General features: G+C 67.8%; 15 protein-coding genes and 1 pseudogene. 3 read left to right on the forward strand and 13 right to left on the reverse strand.

Annotated features, from left to right (window positions below):
* Positions 1-19 precede the first annotated feature (19 nt).
* Positions 20-433: a tautomerase family protein gene (locus Q9R39_RS08490; protein WP_058249709.1), complete on the forward strand. Its 414-nt coding sequence runs from the start codon at positions 20-22 to the stop codon at positions 431-433.
* Positions 434-526: 93 nt separating this feature from the next.
* Here the strand turns inward: Q9R39_RS08490 and Q9R39_RS08495 are convergent.
* From Q9R39_RS08495 to Q9R39_RS08530, 8 genes and pseudogenes are all read right to left on the reverse strand, one after another.
* Positions 527-1,257 (reverse strand): annotated as a pseudogene (locus Q9R39_RS08495) (DUF222 domain-containing protein); the annotation flags it as partial.
* Positions 1,258-1,483: 226 nt separating this feature from the next.
* Positions 1,484-1,690 carry a tautomerase family protein gene (locus tag Q9R39_RS08500; protein WP_058249708.1) on the reverse strand — a complete coding sequence of 69 codons (207 nt, stop codon included), beginning with the start codon at positions 1,688-1,690 and terminating at the stop codon, positions 1,484-1,486.
* 1 nt (position 1,691) lies between these two features.
* Positions 1,692-2,489 (reverse strand): 2-keto-4-pentenoate hydratase, encoded by a 798-nt coding sequence (locus Q9R39_RS08505; protein WP_091344194.1) that lies wholly within the window; start codon positions 2,487-2,489, stop codon positions 1,692-1,694.
* A gap of 32 nt (positions 2,490-2,521) precedes the next feature.
* Positions 2,522-3,325 (reverse strand): 2-keto-4-pentenoate hydratase, encoded by an 804-nt coding sequence (locus tag Q9R39_RS08510; RefSeq protein ID WP_396275649.1) that lies wholly within the window; start codon positions 3,323-3,325, stop codon positions 2,522-2,524.
* A gap of 34 nt (positions 3,326-3,359) precedes the next feature.
* On the reverse strand, positions 3,360-4,181 hold the full coding sequence (locus Q9R39_RS08515) for an IclR family transcriptional regulator (RefSeq protein WP_058249706.1): 822 nt from the start codon (positions 4,179-4,181) through the stop codon (positions 3,360-3,362).
* A 1-nt stretch (position 4,182) separates the two neighbouring features.
* Positions 4,183-4,494, reverse strand: a complete 312-nt coding sequence (locus Q9R39_RS08520; protein ID WP_058249705.1) for an EthD family reductase — start codon at positions 4,492-4,494, stop codon at positions 4,183-4,185.
* 28 nt (positions 4,495-4,522) lie between these two features.
* Positions 4,523-5,560, reverse strand: a complete 1,038-nt coding sequence (locus tag Q9R39_RS08525; RefSeq protein WP_068970808.1) for an NADH:ubiquinone reductase (Na(+)-transporting) subunit F — start codon at positions 5,558-5,560, stop codon at positions 4,523-4,525.
* A gap of 3 nt (positions 5,561-5,563) precedes the next feature.
* A complete protein-coding gene (locus Q9R39_RS08530; protein ID WP_058249703.1) occupies positions 5,564-6,799 on the reverse strand; it encodes a cytochrome P450 in 1,236 nt (411 codons plus the stop codon).
* 121 nt (positions 6,800-6,920) lie between these two features.
* Here Q9R39_RS08530 and Q9R39_RS08535 point away from each other — a divergent pair, with 121 nt between their 5' ends.
* Entirely contained in the window at positions 6,921-7,910 is a 990-nt protein-coding gene (locus Q9R39_RS08535) for an AraC family transcriptional regulator (protein WP_058249702.1), read from the forward strand.
* A 47-nt stretch (positions 7,911-7,957) separates the two neighbouring features.
* Positions 7,958-8,449: an SRPBCC family protein gene (locus Q9R39_RS08540; protein ID WP_058249701.1), complete on the forward strand. Its 492-nt coding sequence runs from the start codon at positions 7,958-7,960 to the stop codon at positions 8,447-8,449.
* A 52-nt stretch (positions 8,450-8,501) separates the two neighbouring features.
* Here Q9R39_RS08540 and Q9R39_RS08545 read toward each other — a convergent pair whose 3' ends face one another.
* The 5 genes from Q9R39_RS08545 to Q9R39_RS08565 all read right to left on the reverse strand — a co-directional run bounded on the left by Q9R39_RS08545 (position 8,502) and on the right by Q9R39_RS08565 (position 17,938).
* A complete protein-coding gene (locus Q9R39_RS08545; protein WP_058249700.1) occupies positions 8,502-14,000 on the reverse strand; it encodes a carboxyl transferase domain-containing protein in 5,499 nt (1,832 codons plus the stop codon).
* A 285-nt stretch (positions 14,001-14,285) separates the two neighbouring features.
* Positions 14,286-15,383, reverse strand: coding sequence for a phosphotransferase (locus tag Q9R39_RS08550; protein WP_058249699.1), 1,098 nt, complete (start codon positions 15,381-15,383; stop codon positions 14,286-14,288).
* Complete coding sequence (locus Q9R39_RS08555; protein ID WP_058249698.1) at positions 15,380-15,736, reverse strand: hypothetical protein; 357 nt, start codon at positions 15,734-15,736, stop codon at positions 15,380-15,382. Before Q9R39_RS08555 ends, Q9R39_RS08550 begins: the two co-directional genes overlap by 4 nt.
* A 29-nt stretch (positions 15,737-15,765) precedes the next feature.
* Positions 15,766-16,851 (reverse strand): TIGR03857 family LLM class F420-dependent oxidoreductase, encoded by a 1,086-nt coding sequence (locus Q9R39_RS08560; RefSeq protein ID WP_311277334.1) that lies wholly within the window; start codon positions 16,849-16,851, stop codon positions 15,766-15,768.
* The gene (locus Q9R39_RS08565; RefSeq protein ID WP_058249696.1) at positions 16,844-17,938 is read right to left on the reverse strand and encodes a phosphotransferase; all 1,095 of its coding nucleotides are present in this window, start codon (positions 17,936-17,938) and stop codon (positions 16,844-16,846) included. The genes Q9R39_RS08560 and Q9R39_RS08565 overlap by 8 nt, the downstream gene beginning before the upstream one ends.
* Positions 17,939-17,946: the final 8 nt, after the last annotated feature.

Consider the following 17,946-nt stretch of genomic DNA (forward strand, 5'->3'; position numbering starts at 1 on the left):
CTTCCCGAACGGAGCCAACATGCCGGTTGCACACTTCCACATCCCCGTCGGCAGCGCGTCCACCGAGCAGCGCGCCGCTCTGCTGACCGCCGCGAGTGCGGCCTACTCCCGCATCCTCGACTCACCGATCGAGCGGGTACGCGCCTTCGTCGTGCAGTACGACCCGACCGACCTCGCCGTCGGCGGACAGCTCGTCGCCGACGGCGGGTCGGCAGCCCCCTATTTCACCGCCATCGTGCTCGCAGGCCGTCCGCCGCAGCAACGTTCGGAACTTCTGGCCGCGTTCACCGACCTCGTCGTCGAGCACCTGGACGTTGAACGCTCGGGCGTCCGTGGACAGATTGTCGAGGTGGCGCCGGAGAACTGGGGCATCGCCGGCGTGCCGGCGAGTGATGTCCGGGCGTCGGAGATCGCACTCCGCGCGGCTCGCTGAGCCCGACACATCCACCCTGTGGAGTTGTCAAAGGTCGTGTGGCGCCGGAGTCGACGCCGGAGAGTCTGGGCGCGGTGGTTCTAGGGTTGGCGACTACACGAGGGCGTCGTCGAGTCGCATGGTGCGGCGGTTGTAGGCAGGCCGGGGTAACCGTCGGGGGTCGATGTCGGCCGGCGGGATCAGCCACGGATGCCGATCAGGACCCATCACCACCTCCCAGCCATGGTGATGGACCTGGGTATGGCAGCGCTGACACAGCAAGCACCCGTTGTCCAGTTCAGTCGGACCACCATCAGCCCAATGGACGAGACGGTGGACCTGCGTATGCGCCGCGGGGGCAACGCATTTCACACAGCAGATATCGCGAACGATGATCGCTCGACGTAAGTGGTGTGGGAACAGCCGATTCGTGGTGCCCATCCGCAACGGCACGCCCTCGGTGTCGAGCACGATCTCGGCCACCCCACCGTCGCAGGACAGTCGTCGTGCCGTCGACGCCGTGACCGCACCGACCCACGGCAGCCGCGCCGGATCGGTGTTGTCGGCCGGGATGGTCACCAGCACCTGGGTGCGGGGCGCGCCAGCGGTGGTCATCGCCGCACCGACCGCCGCCTGATTCAGCAATAGTTCCAAACCGTCGGCGCGGCGTTATCCGACACTGCGACGATCCTCGGCGCCGTCGGGTTCCGGCCGCGGGCAGGATCGTTCGTCGATCATCGACAGGACTTCTCCCCGATCACCGCGGTCACGTCCGCGGCGATCGCGACTCTGCCCTGCTCGGTCACCCGCATGTGCACCGTGTTTAACGACGCATCATCAGCGGGCGCAACACTCTCGGGATCGACGTCGGCGACCCGGACGGCCAGGGAGCAGAGCTGACGCGCCGCGTGACCAACAGACTTCAACTCGACTCCTAGACTTCGATCGAAGTCCATCGGTCGAGTTGAAGTCTGCCGGTCATCGGCCGGACTGCAGGTATAGCGGCGGTTTCGAATCAGGGACCATTTGTTGCAGTTCCCGTGGACAGTAGCGAGCAGCTCCTCCCGCGCCTCACGATTCCGTGATCGCCGCCTGACGTTCGGCAACGGTGACGTCGCCCGCCGACCAGTGGGTGGTCGGGACCTCGCGGACGCATACTCGGATGTTCGCGATCGGCGCGCCGATCGCACGGTGGGCGGCCGCCGTCAGTTCGCGCATCAGCGCGCGCACCTCGTCGGGTGAACGCCCCTGGGCGATGGTCACATCGATGAACGGCATCTCACCCTCCCGCGATCGTGATCGAGCCGAGCGTGGTGAAGTGTGCCGCGACCCGGCTACCCGGCTCGACCGGCACAGCGTCCGTCATGCCGCCGGTGAGGACGACCCACCCTGCCTCCAGGGTGACGCCCCGCGCGCCGAAGGTGTTGGCCGCGAACGCCAGTGCCTCGGCAGGATGTCCGAGCACCGCCGAGCCCGTCGCGGTGGCGACGATGTCGCCATCGATCTCCAGAAGGCACGCCTCGAGTCCGAAGTCCACGTTCGCGACATCTCGGATGACCGGACCCGTCACGTAGACGCCGGAGGAGTTGTTGTCGGCCACCGCATCCGCGAGGGTGAACTTGAACCCCGAGTAGCGACTGTCGATGATCTCGATCGCGGCCATCGCATGGTCGACCGCGGCGAGTGCTGTGGCCGCGGTGACACCGGGACCGGTGAGGGGCCGCCCGAGCACGAAGGCGATCTCCGGCTCGGCGCGCGGATGGATGAGTCGCTCACGCGGAACCGGCAGACCGGCGGGCAGCACCATCGCGTCGGTGAGCCAGGCGACCGACGGTTCGTCGACGCCCATCTGTTTCTGCTTGGCCCGCGAGGTCAGGCCCAGCTTGATTCCGGTCACGGTCTCTCCGCGCGAGCGCCGATCGGCGAGCGCGATGTCCTGAGCGGCATAGGCTACGTCGAGTGTCAGGCCCGGCCACTCGTGGTGGATCGAGGTCCGCGGCGTCCGCGAGTGTTCGGCGGCGAGCAGCGTGCCGGCGACGCGAACCGCACTCCAATCGTCGATTCCTTTGTCTGTCACATCTTCTCCTGATGGTTCGAGGACACGAGCACTCACGCGCCGGCCAGCACCGCGGTGACGCTGCCGAGTCCGGCGATGGTGGCGACCACGGTGTCCCCCGGCGCGACCGGCACGGCCGCGGTCATCGAACCGGGCAGGACCACGTGGCCTGGTTCGAGGGTGACACCCAGCGGCCCGACTGTGTTCGCCAGCCAGACCAGCGCGTTGATCGGGGATCCCAGCACCGCACCACCGGCGCCGGTGTCGACGAGGTCGCCGTTCACATGCAGGTTGCAGCCGGCCATCCGCAGGTCGACGTCGACGAGCGGCACCGGCCGTCCGCCCAGGATCACCCCGCCCGACGACGCATTGTCGGCGATGGTGTCGAAGATGCCGATCCGCCAGTCGCGGATGCGCGAGTCCACGATCTCCAGTGCGGGGAGCACGAAGTCGACGGCCGCGGTGGCCTCTGCGACCGTGACCCCCGGCCCGCGAAGCGGTTTGGCGAGGACGAAGGCGACCTCTGGCTCGATGCGCGGCTGGATGAAGGTGCCCGCCGGGATCGGGGCGTTCTCGAGATGGAACATGCTCGCCGTGAGGTGCCCGAAGTCCGGCTGGTCGACACCCATCTGCCGTTGGATGGCACGGGAGGCCAGCCCCACCTTGTGGCCCTTCACCACATCGCCGTTCTTCTCCCAGTCCTGAACCTGCGCGAGCGCGATCTCGTACGCGGTCGACAGTGGGTGGCCCGCGAACCGCGCGGCCAGGGGTTCGATCGGGGCGTGGTCTCGATAGGCGTCGAGCAGCGCATCGGCGGCGTCGCGCACGAGGTCGGCATGGTCGGTCATGGAAGGCATGATCTTTCTGGTCTGAGGAACAGTGACCGCAGGGTCATCCCGCCACCGCGTGCAGGACGGAGACCTCGCGCTCGGGCAGACGGATGGGCGTGGACACGTCGCCCGACGAGGTGCTCAGCGCGCGGGACGCGTCGGCGGCGGCCGCGATGACCGCACGCCGGAATTCGTGTTGTGCCGGGACGAATCTGGTCGCGGGCGCGGTGATCGACATCGCCGCCACGACAACCCCCATCTCGTCGCGGATCGGGGCCGCGACGCAGTGCACGTCGGGCACAGCTTCGGCCAGGTCGACGGCGCAACCCCGACGCAGCACACCCTTCAGTTCCGCGGCCAGTTCGTCCGGGTCGGTCAGGGTCGACGACGTGTACCGCCGGAGCTGCTTGTCGGTCAGATTGCGGGCCAGCTGGGCCGGATCGCAGTGCGCGAGGAGCACTTTGCCGACCGCGCTGCAATGCGCATCGAGCTGGGCACCGATCCGGGCGCCGGACACGTTGATGACGTGGTTGCCGAGCACCTTGTCGACGTAGATCACCCGATAGCGCTCCATAACCGCGAGATGGGTTGTCTCGCCGAGTTTCTCGGACAGCGCCTGCAGGATCGGCGCGGCACACGACTTGACGTCGACCGTGCCCTGGAGTGCCTGGTTGAGTTCGACGACGCGCCAGCCGATGCGGTAGCGACCGCGAGCGCGGCACTGCAGCAGGCCGATGTCGACCAGCGAGGCCAACAGTGCGTGCGCGCTCGATCGGGGGACGCCGAGCTCGCCCGCGACCTCCGACACTCCCCACTCCGGCCGTTCGACGGTGAACAGGTCCAGCACCGGGCCGATCTTCTGAACCGTTTGCAGAGCAGCCATCTCAGGGCCCCACCAACGACTCGTCGCTGAACAGCATGGTGGCTCCACCGGTGGCGAAGTTCGCGACATCACCGGCCGCGGCCTGGCCTTCCGGAGAGCCGAGGGCCTGGCCGAGCGCCTCTTTGGAGTCGAAGTACAGCTCGGCCACGCTGTAGGAGGCCGGTTCGGTGCCGTCCAGGGACTCGCACTTGCCCGCGGCGAACCGTCGCAGTCCGGGGATACGGCGGACCAGCTCGGCATGCTCGTTCTCATAGTGCCGGTCGAAGGCCGCCGGGTCGAGCGGGTGTCCGTAGATCACGGTGAGTCGGTACATGGCTTGCCTTTCGGATTCGAGCGAGATGTCACGATGCCGCGGTGGTCGCCACGGGGGCCGCCACGGTGAATTCCTCACGGAAGATGAGACGGGGCGCCATCCGGCGACGTTTCAGCGCCCGGACGCCGGCCTCGATCATGGCCGGCGGGCCACAGAGATAGGCGCTCAGCCCTTTACAGCTCCGGAAGTCCTCGACGACGACGTCGGTGACCATCCCGGTGGCGCCGTCCCACTGCTCCTCGCTGAGGACCGGCCGGTAGTGGAAGTTGCTGTACCCGGCCTCGAGTTCGCGGAAGAACTCGACGTCGTAGAGGTCGTCGCGTCGTCGGCCACCGTGGTACAGGTACAGCTCGGGTACCAGGCCGTGGTCCAGCACGTGGCGGGCGATGGACTTCAGGGGGGCGAGTCCGGTACCGCCGCCGATGAGGATCGCCGGCTCGGCCTGCTCGCGGACGAGGTGGAACTGGCCGAGCGGTCCGCGGAGTTCTACCCGCTCCCCCACCGTCAGCGAACCGAAGATCCAACCCTCCGTTGCTCTTCCACCGACGGTGCGCTTGACGTGGAACTCCAGGAGCTTCGACTCCGACGGCGGGTTGGCCATCGAGTACTGGCGCCCCACACCGGTACCGGGAATCACCAGCTCCGCATACTGGCCGGCGTTGAACGACATCGGCTCGTCCAGTTCGACGACGAGTCGGCGCGTATCGGTGGCGATGTCGTCCAGGACGACGACGGTGCCGTCGTGATCGCGCAGGGGATGTCGGGGCGTTCCATCGTCGACCGCGGCGCCCAGCGGTTCGACGACCAGGTCCGAGCACGGGGTGGCCATGCAACCCAGCGCCAGCCCGGCACACCGTTCGGCAGGCGTCAGCGTGTAGTCGGGTGAGTCATTGTGCGCCACTTCGCCGTCGAGTACTCGGAGCTTGCAGGTACCGCAGGTCCCCTGCGTGCAGGAGTGCGGCAGCCATTCCCCCGCGCGCAGAACCGCATCGAGAACCGATTGATCGGCGGCGACCTCGAGCGGCGTGTCCGAACCCTGGACACGAACACGATGTGTGGTGGTCACGCCTCAGACCTCCCACTGGATGTGGAGCTCCTTGGGGCCACGGAAGCCCCAGCCCCAGAAGTTGACCTCGTGGTCGGTGTCGCGCTCGATGTTGGGGATCGTCTCCAGGAGTTCCTCGAGCGCGATCCTGATCACGTTGTTGGCGAAGTAGGTTCCCGCACAGGCATGGACACCGCCGCCGAAGGTCATGTTCGGGATCACCGCGCGGTCGAGGTCGTAGGCGGTCGGGGCGTCGTAGGCGTTCTCGTCCTGATTCGCCGAACCGTAGGAGAGCATCACCAAGGAGTTCTGCGGGATCGTCACCCCGCCGACCACGACCTCGTCGGTGGCGATCTTTACGGCCGCCGACCAGATCGGTGCGACCCACCGCATGCCCTCGCCCACCGCCCGCGGGATGAGGCCCGGGTCGTCGACCACCCGCTCCAGCTGGTCCGGCCGGCTGAACAGGCCGGCGAGCGTGGTGGCCATCGCATGACCCGGCTCCTGCATCGCTCCGAGCAAGAACACGTAGAGGTTGGGGTAGATGACATCACGGCTGCGCGTCTGCCCCTCGGGCATCCCGTCGTGCAGCCAGTGCGAGATCGCGCTGTGATCGGGGTTGACGATCCACTCGTCGATCTTGGGGTCGACATGCGCGATGATCTCGGCCTTCGCCTCGTCACCGGGGACGAAGCCGTCCGGGTTGGCGAACTCGCCGTCGGAGGTCATCGCGGAATTCGTGAACGAGACGCTGAGCTTGTGGAACCACTCCCGCAGCTTGTCGGTGCTCACGTCACCCAGGCCGAGCAGATCGCCGAGTGCCCGGACACTGACCGGTTCGCAGTATTCGGCGACGATGTCGGCCGAGCCGTTGTCCTCGATCCGTTCGAGCAGTTCGCGAGCGTACGGCCGGACCAGGTCGTCGATGTAGTTGTCGACGGCCGACGGCTGCAGATGCGGCTCGACCATGTCGCGGAGATCGCGATGCTCGGGACCGTTCGTGTTGAGCAGCGCTCCGTGACCGAAGGTGCGCCCGCCCGCCGGGGAGATCACCGCAGGCCAGTTGTCCGAATCCTTCGCGATCTGCATGCACAGCTCGCGGGTCGAGAGGATGTACATCCCGAGGGAGGGCACGAACGCCACCGGCGCCTCCTTCCGGAGCCGCTCGTAGAACGGGTACGGATCCGCCTCGAGTTCGGCCATCGTGATCTCTTCGACGAACTTGGGGGTGACCTCGTAGGAGGGCTGTACTGCGGTCATGTGACTCTCCGTTGTCGTTCCGGATATCTGTTGTCTGGGGCCGGCTCGTTCGGTCATGCCGCCGGCCACGTCGGCGATATCTTGTGATCTGGAACACTATGGGTGGAGGTGGTGGGAGAGAATGACTGCGAATGCACCGATGGATGACTCCGCGCGCACCGCCGGATCCGTGGAACTGAGCACCCGCGAGCTTGCGAGTGCCGAGGGCCGGGTGCGGTGGGCCGAGGCCCTCGACGCCACCTTCTGCGAGATGGACATCGACTGGCCCCAGGACCGACGCCCGTTCACCGCACAGATCGTCGCCCGACCCGTCGGCGCCCTGTCGGTCAGCGTGGTCCGCGCCGATCCGCACACCGTCGTGCGCACGCCGGCGATGATCGAATCCGATCCGGCCGACGACTATCTGCTGTGCCTCATCACCCAGGGGGCCGCGACGATCTCACAGGGTGAGCGCACCGGATTGCTGGAACACGGCGCCTTCGGGATCATCGACGCCACTGCACCTTTCGTCGTCAGTGGCGCAACCGAGTTCGAGCAGATCGTCGTGCGCGCCCCGCGGGAACAGCTCATCGCGCGGGCAACCCACGACGTCGTCGACGACGCGACGGGCCGCGCGATCGCGGTCGACTCGGGCATCGGACGGCTGGTGTCGAACTTCCTGGTCGATGTCGCGGCCCAGGTCCAGGGCGTCTCCGTGCCGTCGTCGAGCACGGTGGCGAGCGCGGTCCTCGACATGGTCGCCGGCGCGATGACCGAGCAGGTCTCACCTCGCACCGCGACCGACCGGATACACGCCGCCGACCTCCGCGCGGTCCAGAACGCGATGGCCGATCACCTCCACGATCCTGACCACACCATCGCACTGGTGGCCGCAGAGCTCGGGATGTCGGTGCGCTACGTCCACAAGCTGTTCAGCACGACCGGCACCACACCTCGGGCGTGGCTCTACGCCCGGCGGCTCGACCGGGCCCGTAACCTGCTCGTCCAGAGCGATCTGGGCGTCGCCGACATCTGCGCACAGGTCGGGTTCCGCGACCCGTCGCACTTCAGTCGTGCGTTCAGCCGGACCTTCGGGGTCAGCCCGTCCCGGTACCGGACCATCGCGCCCTGAGCGGCGCCCTCCCTAGGATGGTCGGTACGCGACCGCAGGAAGGGCCCATGACGACCAGCGACATCGACCGCAGTGCTCGATTCACCCGTTCCGAGTCCATCCACATCGACGCCACGCCGCAGCAGGTCTGGGATCTGGTGACCGACATCGCTCGCACCGGCGAGTGGAGCCCGATCTGCAAGGCGTGCTGGTGGAAGGAGCCCGCGACCGGACCGGAGGTGGGCGCGTGGTTCTTCGGCCGCAACGAGACACCCGAGCGGGTGTGGGAGACCCAGTCGCGGGTGGTCGCCGCACAGGAGCCCGTCGAGTTCGCCTGGATGGTCAACGGCGACGCCGTGCGGTGGTCGTACACGATCGAACCCGACGACGACGGGACGACGCTGACCGAGTCCTGGGCCGTTCAACCGGCCGGTTTCGAGCTGTTCGCGCAACGGTTCGGCGACGACGCCGACGCCCAACTCGAGCAGCGTCGCGACGCAGCACTGTCGGGCATCCCGGCCACTCTCGCCGCGATCAAGGAGATCGCCGAGCGCGGGTGATCCCGCTTCCTGAGGTGCGCGGCATTCGCGCACCTCAGGAAGCAAAGGACTTCTAGGAGCTGGCCACCTGCGAGTCCTGCCGACCCCACGCCGGCGACTTCTCGATCGCGCCGATGATCTGGGGCCGGAGCTCCTCGGCCTGGATGACCGCGTCGACCGAGCCGACCTCGACGGCGCGGCGGATGCTGTGCACCGCGTCGAACTCCGCAGCGATCTCGCTGATCTTCTCCGCGCGCACCGACTGACGCAGATCGGCCAGCTCGGCGTTGAGCCGTGAGCGGTCCGGGCCGGTGGCCTGGGCGGTCTCGGCTTCGAGCTCACGCACCCGCGCGTCGGCACTCACCCGCTTGGCCACGTCGCCGGCGAACACCACTGCCGCCGCGGGGGCACCGCCGAGGACCGACGCGAACGAACCGTCGATCGCGAGCACGGTCATGTTGGGGTTCAACGCCTTCGAGAACACCACGAACGCTCCACCGTGGTAGCGCGAGATCACGCAGAACACGATGGGACCCTCGAAGTTCACGATTGCGCGGCCGATCTCCGCGCCGTACTCGAGTTGCAGCTTGCGCAACGATTCGGGCGATCCGTCGAAACCGGACAGGTTCGCCAACACCACGAGCGGTCGGTTTCCGCTGGCCACGTTGATCGCGCGCGCCGCCTTCTTCGACGACTGCGGGAACAGCGTGCCGGCCGTGTAGGTGTCGGGACCGTCCGTGGGGGTGTATCCCCGGCGCGGCACCTCCCTCGACTCGATACCCAACAGGCACACCGGGATTCCGCCCATGTGCAGATCGCACACGACCGCGGTCTCCGCGTCGGCCATCCCCGCCCAGCGCTCCAGCACCGGGTGGTCCTGGTCGGCGACGGCGCGGATCACCGTGCGGATGTCGAACGGCTTCTTGCGGTCCGGATTGGTGGCCGCCGAGAAGATCTGTCCGACCGTGGTGAAGTCGCTGCCCGCCAGGACGTGCGGGTAGTCGGAGATGTCGCGGTCCACCGGGTCGCTCGTGATCGCGCGACGCGGGGTCTGCTCGCCCGACGCCACGTAGGTGTGCTCGTAGTGAGCCATCAGAAGATCCCGTGCGGCACCGAGATTCGGCGCCCAGTACTGCGCCTGGCCGTTGGGGCCCATGACGCGGTCGTAACCGCCGATGCCGAAGTTGTCCTCCGCCGACACACCGCCGGAGAAGTCCAGCGACTGCTTGCCGGTGAGCACCATGGCCGACTCCGGTGTCATCACGAGGATGCCCTTGGTGTGCATGAGCATCGTCGCCTCGGCGTTCCAGTACGGCTGCCCGCCCACGTTGATGCCGGCCACGACGATGTTGATCTCACCGCCGGCCTGCGTGAACTCGACGATGCGCTTCAGCGCCCGGGCGATCCAGTCCATGTTCTCCGTGCCGGAATCCATGGAGATCCGCGCGCCCGACGACAGTGCGTACCACTCGAGCGGGACCTGCATCTGCTCGGCGAGGTCGAGCGCCGCGACCAGCCGGCTGCACTCCGGTTCCGCCAGCGCGCCCAGCGATTTCGTCGGGTCGCCGAGCAAGACCACGCGGGTGACGCCGCGCGGGTACTTCTCGGTCGGTGTGGTGACCACACCGGCGACGATCGCCGCCGAATTGCGGCCCTTGGCCCGGTCGACCGGCACCAGACGCTGCTCGGCGTCGAGGTCGTACTCGGTGAAATCGCCCAGGATGGCGGCCAATTCGTACGGGTAGACGGTGTTGCGCTTCGCTGCCCGCAGCACCTTCTGGCGGTACTCGTCGACCGGTTCGATCGGCTCGTCGGTCGGGTCGACGACCCGGACGTCGAACCCGCCGGTGGGGTTGACCGAGAAGTGGACCGAAACCTTGCTCAGCTCGCCGGTGTCGCGGTCGCGGCGCCGCGCGATGAGCTGGACCTCTTCGAGCCCGACTCCCTGTGTCGTGCCGCGGATGTGGTCGGCGATCGCGTCGAGGACGTCGGCGTCGACGTCGATCGGCGGCCACACGTACATGATGATCCGGTTGGCGCTGGACAGGTTGGTGGAGCCGCGCTGCGCGCGCCGGATGGAGTCGACGCACGACGCGAGTGCGGCTTCGGCGGTCGGCAGCGTCAGCAGGCGGCCGTCCTGGTCGCGCAGTGCGGTCAGGTCGCGGACCTGCGCGAAGGCGACGAGACGGCGATCCGACGCGTTCTCCCGTGCGACACAACGGAAGAGGTAGACCTCTTCGTCGTCCGACGACGGCAGTCGGGTGAGGTCGAACTTGCGGAGCCGTTCCATCTGCATGCGCTGTGCGATGTAGGGGTGCAGTCCGCGGATCAGGCGTTCCTCGGCCATACCCGTCGCCGACGGCCGGAAGGTCACGTGGTGATGCATCCGCGCATCGGCGCTGCCGGCGACCGTGATGGTGACGCGGTGCACCTGCGGCGGAAGCGAACTGGTGGCGACGATGTCGTGCAGTGTCCCGGCGAGCACGTCGAAGTCGTCGGGTTGCTGCTCCCACGCCAGGTAGATGTCGGCATCGACCGCGGCGGTGTCGCGGGCGAGTTCGGCGAGTCCGCCGATCGTCGCCGGCAGGGCGTCGAAACCGACTGCGGCCGAAGCGATGTCACCGGCATCTCGCTGGGCGACCACGAACGTCGCCCCGCCGGCCTCCCGGATCCGGATGTCGGCGAGGCCGCGGTTGCCGTAGTAACGCCGGGTCAGAACCTCGAGCATCACCGTGTTGTCGGCGTGCCGCTCGATGCGCTGACCGAGAAGCCGGACGAGCGGTTCGGTGCTGCGCACCATGTCGTCGATGCGGCTCGTGCGGTCGGCGGCGTCGGGGTTCTCGTCGAGGTACTTGAGCTGCTTGCGCACATTGCTGTAGACGCGGGCGCGGTCGCGCAGCAGCAGCGGCTGGCCGTACCAGGCGTAGATGACGCCGCGGGCGAGGTCGGCGACGGCCGGGAAGCGGACCTGGGTGGCGGCGACGAGGCGGTCGAGGGCCGTGCCCACCGCGTCGCGCAGTTCGTCGCGCGGGGTCGGCTCGTCGAGCCATTCAAGGAGCAGCGAGCTGATCACCGCGGCCGAGTCGTTCGGGTTCTGCAGCGCGAGGAAGATCCGGAACACCGCGGCCTCGAGCTCCGGGGTGCGCTCGAGGTCGGTCACGCCGTAGTGGCTGAGCGCGCGGCTCAGCTGGTCGTGGAACGCCGCGGGCAGGCCGTCGCGTTCGACGTCGAGACTCTGCAGGTAGGTGTGGAAGTTCTCGCGTGCGCTGTGCACGTGCTCGACACCGACCTCATGACTCGACGGCCGGTTCTGGCTCAGCTCGGCCAGGTCGGCGAACACCGTCACCAGTTCGAGCTCGTCGGCCAGCGGACGACGGCCGCTGTCGAATGCGGCGCGCCGGACGGCGAGGTACTCGTCGAGCAGGCGCATCCGGTGGTTCGGGTCGACGTCGAAGCCGAGCAGCTGGCTGCGGAGGTCTTCCTGACTACGGGTGGTGCGTTCGGTGGGATCGACCTCGAGCTCGGCAGGCAGCTCCAGGTCGACGGCGTCGGCGGCCACCTCCTCGACGGCGTCGTCCTCGTCGTCGGCGAGCGGTTCGAGGCGCATCAGGGTCGCGCCCGTCTCCACCTGGGTGCCGACCGACACCGCGCACTCCTTGACGCGCGACCGCACCGGCGCGCGCAGGACGGTCTCCATCTTCATGCTCTCCAGTACGAGGATGGGGGCACCCGCGTCGACCTCGTCGCCGGCCTGCAGCGGCGTCGCGACGACGAGCGCCGGCGCGGGCGAGCGCACCACACCGCCCTCGTCTCGGCTGACGCGGTGGGTGACGCCGTCCACGTCGACGAGGTGGATCGGTCCGTGGGTGTCGGTGAGCAGGCGGTAGCGCACCCGGTTGACCACGAGCTGCGCGGCGTGCTCGTCGAAGCGTTCGAGGTCGACATCGGCGGTCCGGATCTCGCCCGGCGCCTCGATGGTCACGCGGAAACGATGCGCGCCGATGGCCCCGACCCGGACGCGATACGCGACGCCGCGCAGCTTCAGATCGAGTGGACGGCCGCTGTCGTGCTGCACCTGCGGACGACCGCCGGAGGCCGTCGACATCAGCCGCTGCCGCTCGACGAGTTCCTCTTCCTCGTACGCGTCGATGGCGGCGGCGATCAGCGCGATCGCCGAGTGCCGGTTGGCGACGAGGCCGCCCTCGGCACGCACGCGGTCGATCCAGCCGGTGTCCGCGCTGCCGTCGATGACCTGCGGCTGCGCGAGCAGCTCCAGCACGAAGCTCTTGTTGGTCGCGCCGCCGGCGATGATCACGCGGGTCTCGCGCATGGCCCGGCGGAGGCGGCCGAGGGCCTCGTCGCGGTTCCGTCCGTAGGCGATGATCTTGGCGATCATCGAGTCGAAATCGGCGGGGATGGTGTCGCCCTCGCTGACGCCGGTGTCGACGCGGATACCGGGGCCGGCGGGCAGCTCGAGCAGGTCGATACGGCCGGGCGCGGGGGCGAAGTCGCGGTCGGGATCCTCGGCGTTGAGGCGGGCTTCGATGGCATGCCCGCGCTCGACCGGGGGCTCACCCTCGAGGCGGCCGCCCGACGCCACGTGCAGCTGGGCACGGACCAGGTCGAAGCCGGTCGTCGCCTCGGTGATGGGGTGTTCCACCTGCAGGCGGGTGTTGACCTCGAGGAACGCGAGCAGGTTCTCGCCCGGGTGGTAGAGGAACTCGACGGTGGCCGCGCCGCGGTATCCCACGGCCACGGCGAGCCGCTCGGCCGACGCCTTGAGCTCGGCGACCCGATCGGCGGGCAGGACCGGCGACGCCGATTCCTCGATGATCTTCTGGTTGCGCCGCTGAACCGAGCAGTCGCGGACGCCCAAGGCCCACGCGGTGCCCTGGCCGTCGGCGATGACCTGGACCTCGACGTGGCGCGCACCGGTGACGAGTCGTTCCAGGAACACCACGCCACTGCCGAAGGCGCGCTCGGCCTCCTCGCGGGTGCGGGTGTAGGCGTCACGGAGATCGGCATCGCTGGTGACCTTGCGGATGCCGCGGCCACCACCGCCGGCGGTGGCCTTCAGCATCAGCGGGTAGCCGATCTGGGCTGCCGCGGCCACGGCTTCGTCGAGGGTGTCCACACCGCCTCGGCTCCACGCCGCCACCGGGACGCCAACTTCTTCGGCGATGAGCTTGGCGCCGATCTTGTCGCCCAGTTTGCGCATCGCCTCGGCCGACGGCCCGACGAAGGTGACGCCGATGCGGTCGCAGAGTTCGGCGAACAGCGGATCCTCGGCCACGAAGCCCCAACCGACCCATGCCGCGTCGGCACCGGTCTCCAGCAGGGCGTGCTCGAGCACCTTCATGTTCAGGTACGGACGCGACGCGGCAGGCCCGAGGTCGTATGCGACGTCCGCCTCACGTACGAACGTGGCATTGCGATCCACGTCGGTGTGCAGCGCGATGACCTCGATGGGTTGCCCGGTCTCTTCCGAGAGGCCCCGAACGGCGTGGATGAGCCGCATCGCGGCCTCACCTCGGTTCACGATGGCGATACGAGAAAACAACACCGGCTCCATTCACGTCGTCGTCGTGCGGTTGAAGGTCCGCAGGTACGGTACAGCGCAGCGGCCCAGCTCAGTGGCGATCCGGGACGCGCGGGGTGGTTCGACGCTGTGATTCTTACGAGTCAAATCGCTACGCGCGAGTACGGCGCGTCGGAACGTGGCCGAAACCGTGCGATTCGGACTCGGCGATGCCGTGTTCGCACCACGCTCGGGGCGATGTCGCGGTGGGTACCGCGGAGGCCGGGGCGGGCATGTCGTGTCGTGCGTCCGGGTCCTGCGGACCGCGGCGCAACGCGGCTAAGCGGTGTCCCCCGCGTGAGCACGAACCTGTGCCACCGAGTCCCAATCGACCACCGCGGCGCAGTTTCGGCGCAGCAACGCGAGAATGAGGGTGTTGACCGTCTCGTTGTCGGGTAGTACGTCGATCGCGGCGAGAGTGATGTAGAGGCCACTGAGCAGTTGCACACGGTAGTCCCGCAACGCGGTGGCCTCGTCGTAACCGGCGGACTTTTTCGCGAAGGTCTCCGCGTAGTGGGTGATCAGCCGACGTTCGTGCGCTCGCCGATCTGCGACGTCGACGCTGCCGGACATGAAGTAACCGACGTCGTACATGGGGTTGCGGAGTCCGGTGACCTGCCAGTCGATCAAGACCGCGCGTCGGACGTCTCCGACTGACTCGAACAGCACGTTGTCCACGCGGGGGTCACCGTGGGTGAAGGTGAGGTGCTCTTGCGGGAGCAGGTGCCACACCCGGACGAGCTCGATCGCCCGCCGGATCGCCTCGAGATGATCGTTGGGAAGGTCGTCGGCGAACCGGGTCAACGCCTCACCCGCCCCGCGTTCGGCGGCGTCGGACCAGTAGTCGCAGACATCGCTCAGCCGGATCATCCATGCCGGCGCGGTGGCGGTGTCCATCGGATGGAACTCCGAGTGCACATTGGCGAGTTCGGTCAGCACCGCCGTCGCGTCCTCGACGGTCGCGCCCTGAACCTGGTTTCCCGCAACGGCACTCGTGCTGAGGTCCTCCATCACCAGATTGATCGTGGTCTCGTCTCCCGCCACCCAGTACTTCAGCGGGATTCGGCAGGCGTTCCGCGCCGAGATGTCGACGTACGCGCCGATCTCCCGGTGGTATGCGCCACTGCGCAATCCGTGCGCGTGTACATCGGGGTCGCGGGGCCGCAGCTTGATCACGACCGCGGACGGCGCTCCGGGACATTGCCTGGCATAGGCGATGCTCACGCGTACCGTGTCGCTGACGTTGCCCGCGCCGATCGGCTCGATCGCGATGGACGCAATAGACGTGTCGTGCCCGGCGTGGCCGAGGACCTCCTCCAGCCAGGGTGCAGTGATGTCGTCGGTGGTGTCGATCAGCTTCGGTGTCGTCAGCGTCATGACCAGGACCCTTCGAGGTAGTCGGGATTCCACACATCGGTGATGACCCCGTCGTGAACTTTGAAAATTTCGATGCCACAGAGGCGCTCACCCGTCGTGAGTCGTTCGGCATTCCACGTGAGAGATGCGTAGGTCTCGTCGCCGACGAGCGTGACCACGGTGAACTTCGGTTGATGCTCGGCGAGGTCGGCGACGATGCGCTCTCGTTGCTCGCGTCGACTGAGTGACCGGATGCTGCCCGCCCCATGGCGCGTCATCGGGTCGCCGCAGATCTCGTCGACCAGGTCGATCTGCTCGTCGTTGTACAGTTCGTAGACGTAGCGTTCGACGAGTCGTACTGCGCCAGTGCTCATGTGATGACTTTCTGGTGGGTGCTCATCGGTCAACTGCCGAGAGCGACGAATTCGGTGACAGTGCTGTCGAGCTCGGTGGGGGTCGCACCGTGCATGATCACGCCGTCGACACCCAGGTCGAACTGGGCACGGACCTTCTCGGCGCAGTGCCGCGGCGTCCCCATGGCCGCGCAGTCGAGCCACTCGGCGGGGATCACGTCGCGAAGGCGCTCGAAGGTCGCGGTGTCCCCGACTGCATCGGCCCATCCCGGTAGCTCGCGCACCACCTCGGAATCCCGGAACCTGGTCAGCGCGGCCACATCCCACCTGTTGGTGGACACCAGCAGGTCCCCGTAGACCTGGAGGTAGGTGGCGATCCGGCCGACGGTCTTCTTCAGGATGACCTGTTCGTCGAGTTCATCGGTGACGGTGGCATAGCACGACCACACCTCGACCGAGTCGGGGTCACGTCCGGCCGCAGCCGCGGCCTCCTTGACGGTACGTACGACTCTGGCCGTGGTCTCGTCGGAGAAGAAGGTGTGCAGCACGACGAGGTCGTAGGCGCGGCCGGCCATGGCGAGGGTCTCGGGCCCGAACGCCGTGGTGGCCAGCCTGATGTCCTCGTCGAAGGTGGGGTCGAGTTTGATCGCCGGGAACCTGCCCAGCGCCCCGTCATAATCGGTCACGGTCTGACCACGCCACAGTCGACGCATCAGATGAGCGAACTCTTCGAGTTGCGCGGTGGTCGTGTGCGAGAGGCCGAGACCCGCGATCTGGGGACGCAGGCCCCGACCGACGCCGAGGGTGAAGCGACCACGGGTGAGGCGATGCATGGTGGTCGCGAAGGCCGCAGTGATCGCCGGGTGGCGGGTGTTGATGTTGGTTGCCGCCGTGGTGATCCCGATGCGGTCGGTCGCGGCGCCGGCAGCCCCGGACAGGGCACACGCCTCTTTCACGTTGAGCCGCTCGGAGATGAATGCCTGCCCGAGACCGAGACGCTCGGCGTGCTCGAGTTCTCCCAGCATGTCCCGTGGGTCGGCGACGTGCCCGCCGAGCGTATAGAACCCCAGTCGTTCGGTACCGATTGCGGGTGTGCCGGTCGGCGGTCGATGCTCGTGCGTGACCGTGTCAGACATGCACTGCTCCTTGCTCGCTCAGCGCGATGATCCGCGCGAGCGCATCGTGGTCGCGGGCATGCGCCAGCGAGTTGGTCACCATGGCCGTGAAGAGGTCGTCACCCCGATCGGATCGCGCGACGAGCATGGCGGCGGCGACGCCGATCACCAGGTTCTGGAAGGTGCCGACCGGATAGTCCCGCATCAGTTCGGTCAGTGAGTAATCCGTGACGCCGTGTTCGACGAGGCATCGGTGGTAGTGCGCGAGCAACTCGCTTTCGGATTCCCGGCGGGTCGCCGGATCCAGCGCGCCGCCGATGAAGTAGGCGACATCGACGACGCCGGGCGCGAAGATCACCGTCTGCCAATCGAGAACCGCGAGGGGCACGTCGCCACCTGCCGCATCGAAGAGGACATTGTCCGGCCGGTAGTCACCGTGCTGAATCGTGAACGGCATCGTACGCAGTGCGGAGTAGTAATCGGCGATACGCTCGGTAAAGGCCGTTCCGAGTTCGATGTCGGCCGCGGACAACCGGTTTCGGTACCGGGCGACGAATCCGGCCCACCACTCGGGCATCATCTCGGTGAAGCGGGCCCAGTAGGTGTCGGAGATGTCGAGCCACGACGTGCCGGCGAGTTGCGCCGATCCCCAGTACGGTCCGTGGATGCCCGCAGCCTGCTCGACCGCGAGCCGCACCTCGCCGACGGTGCACCCGGCGAGCTGGTTCCCGGGCCGAGCCGGGGTCAGGTCTTCGAGTACGAGCGCGAATTCGGTGTTGTTGGAGTCGATCTCACCGTGAAAGCAGCGCGGGACGCGGACCTGCAGGTTCGGCGCGATCTCCTGATAGAAGCGCACCTCGCGCAGGTAGTTCAGTTCACTCCGGCCGGCCGCACGGCTCTGCTCCTTGTCGGAGGTGACCTTGATGACGAACGACGACGGGGCGGACGTGGGTGCGGCGTAGCTGACCGTCGTCCGGATGCTGTCGGCGACCTGGCCGGTACCGATGGGGCTGGTGGCGACGTCGGTGATCGCCACCGTGCCGTCTTTGGTACCGGTCGTGGTGAGCACGGTGTCGAGCCAGGTGGGACAGATGTCAGAGGCGTGCATCGGACTCC

Origin of the sequence: Gordonia sp. AC31 (assembly GCF_031844505.1) — a bacterium.
GTDB lineage: Bacteria > Actinomycetota > Actinomycetes > Mycobacteriales > Mycobacteriaceae > Gordonia > Gordonia hongkongensis.

Excerpts from the sequence above, each read along its gene's own strand:
- Q9R39_RS08490 (WP_058249709.1), top strand. The coding sequence starts at position 20 with ATGCCGGTTGCACACTTCCACATCCCCGTCGGCAGCGCGTCCACCGAG.
- Q9R39_RS08500 (WP_058249708.1), bottom strand. The coding sequence starts at position 1,690 with ATGCCGTTCATCGATGTGACCATCGCCCAGGGGCGTTCACCCGACGAG.
- Q9R39_RS08510 (WP_396275649.1), bottom strand. The coding sequence starts at position 3,325 with ATGCCTTCCATGACCGACCATGCCGACCTCGTGCGCGACGCCGCCGAT.
- Q9R39_RS08515 (WP_058249706.1), bottom strand. The coding sequence starts at position 4,181 with ATGGCTGCTCTGCAAACGGTTCAGAAGATCGGCCCGGTGCTGGACCTG.
- Q9R39_RS08520 (WP_058249705.1), bottom strand. The coding sequence starts at position 4,494 with ATGTACCGACTCACCGTGATCTACGGACACCCGCTCGACCCGGCGGCC.
- Q9R39_RS08530 (WP_058249703.1), bottom strand. The coding sequence starts at position 6,799 with ATGACCGCAGTACAGCCCTCCTACGAGGTCACCCCCAAGTTCGTCGAA.
- Q9R39_RS08535 (WP_058249702.1), top strand. The coding sequence starts at position 6,921 with ATGACTGCGAATGCACCGATGGATGACTCCGCGCGCACCGCCGGATCC.
- Q9R39_RS08540 (WP_058249701.1), top strand. The coding sequence starts at position 7,958 with ATGACGACCAGCGACATCGACCGCAGTGCTCGATTCACCCGTTCCGAG.
- Q9R39_RS08545 (WP_058249700.1), bottom strand. The coding sequence starts at position 14,000 with ATGGAGCCGGTGTTGTTTTCTCGTATCGCCATCGTGAACCGAGGTGAG.
- Q9R39_RS08550 (WP_058249699.1), bottom strand. The coding sequence starts at position 15,383 with ATGACGCTGACGACACCGAAGCTGATCGACACCACCGACGACATCACT.
- Q9R39_RS08555 (WP_058249698.1), bottom strand. The coding sequence starts at position 15,736 with ATGAGCACTGGCGCAGTACGACTCGTCGAACGCTACGTCTACGAACTG.
- Q9R39_RS08560 (WP_311277334.1), bottom strand. The coding sequence starts at position 16,851 with ATGTCTGACACGGTCACGCACGAGCATCGACCGCCGACCGGCACACCC.
- Q9R39_RS08565 (WP_058249696.1), bottom strand. The coding sequence starts at position 17,938 with ATGCACGCCTCTGACATCTGTCCCACCTGGCTCGACACCGTGCTCACC.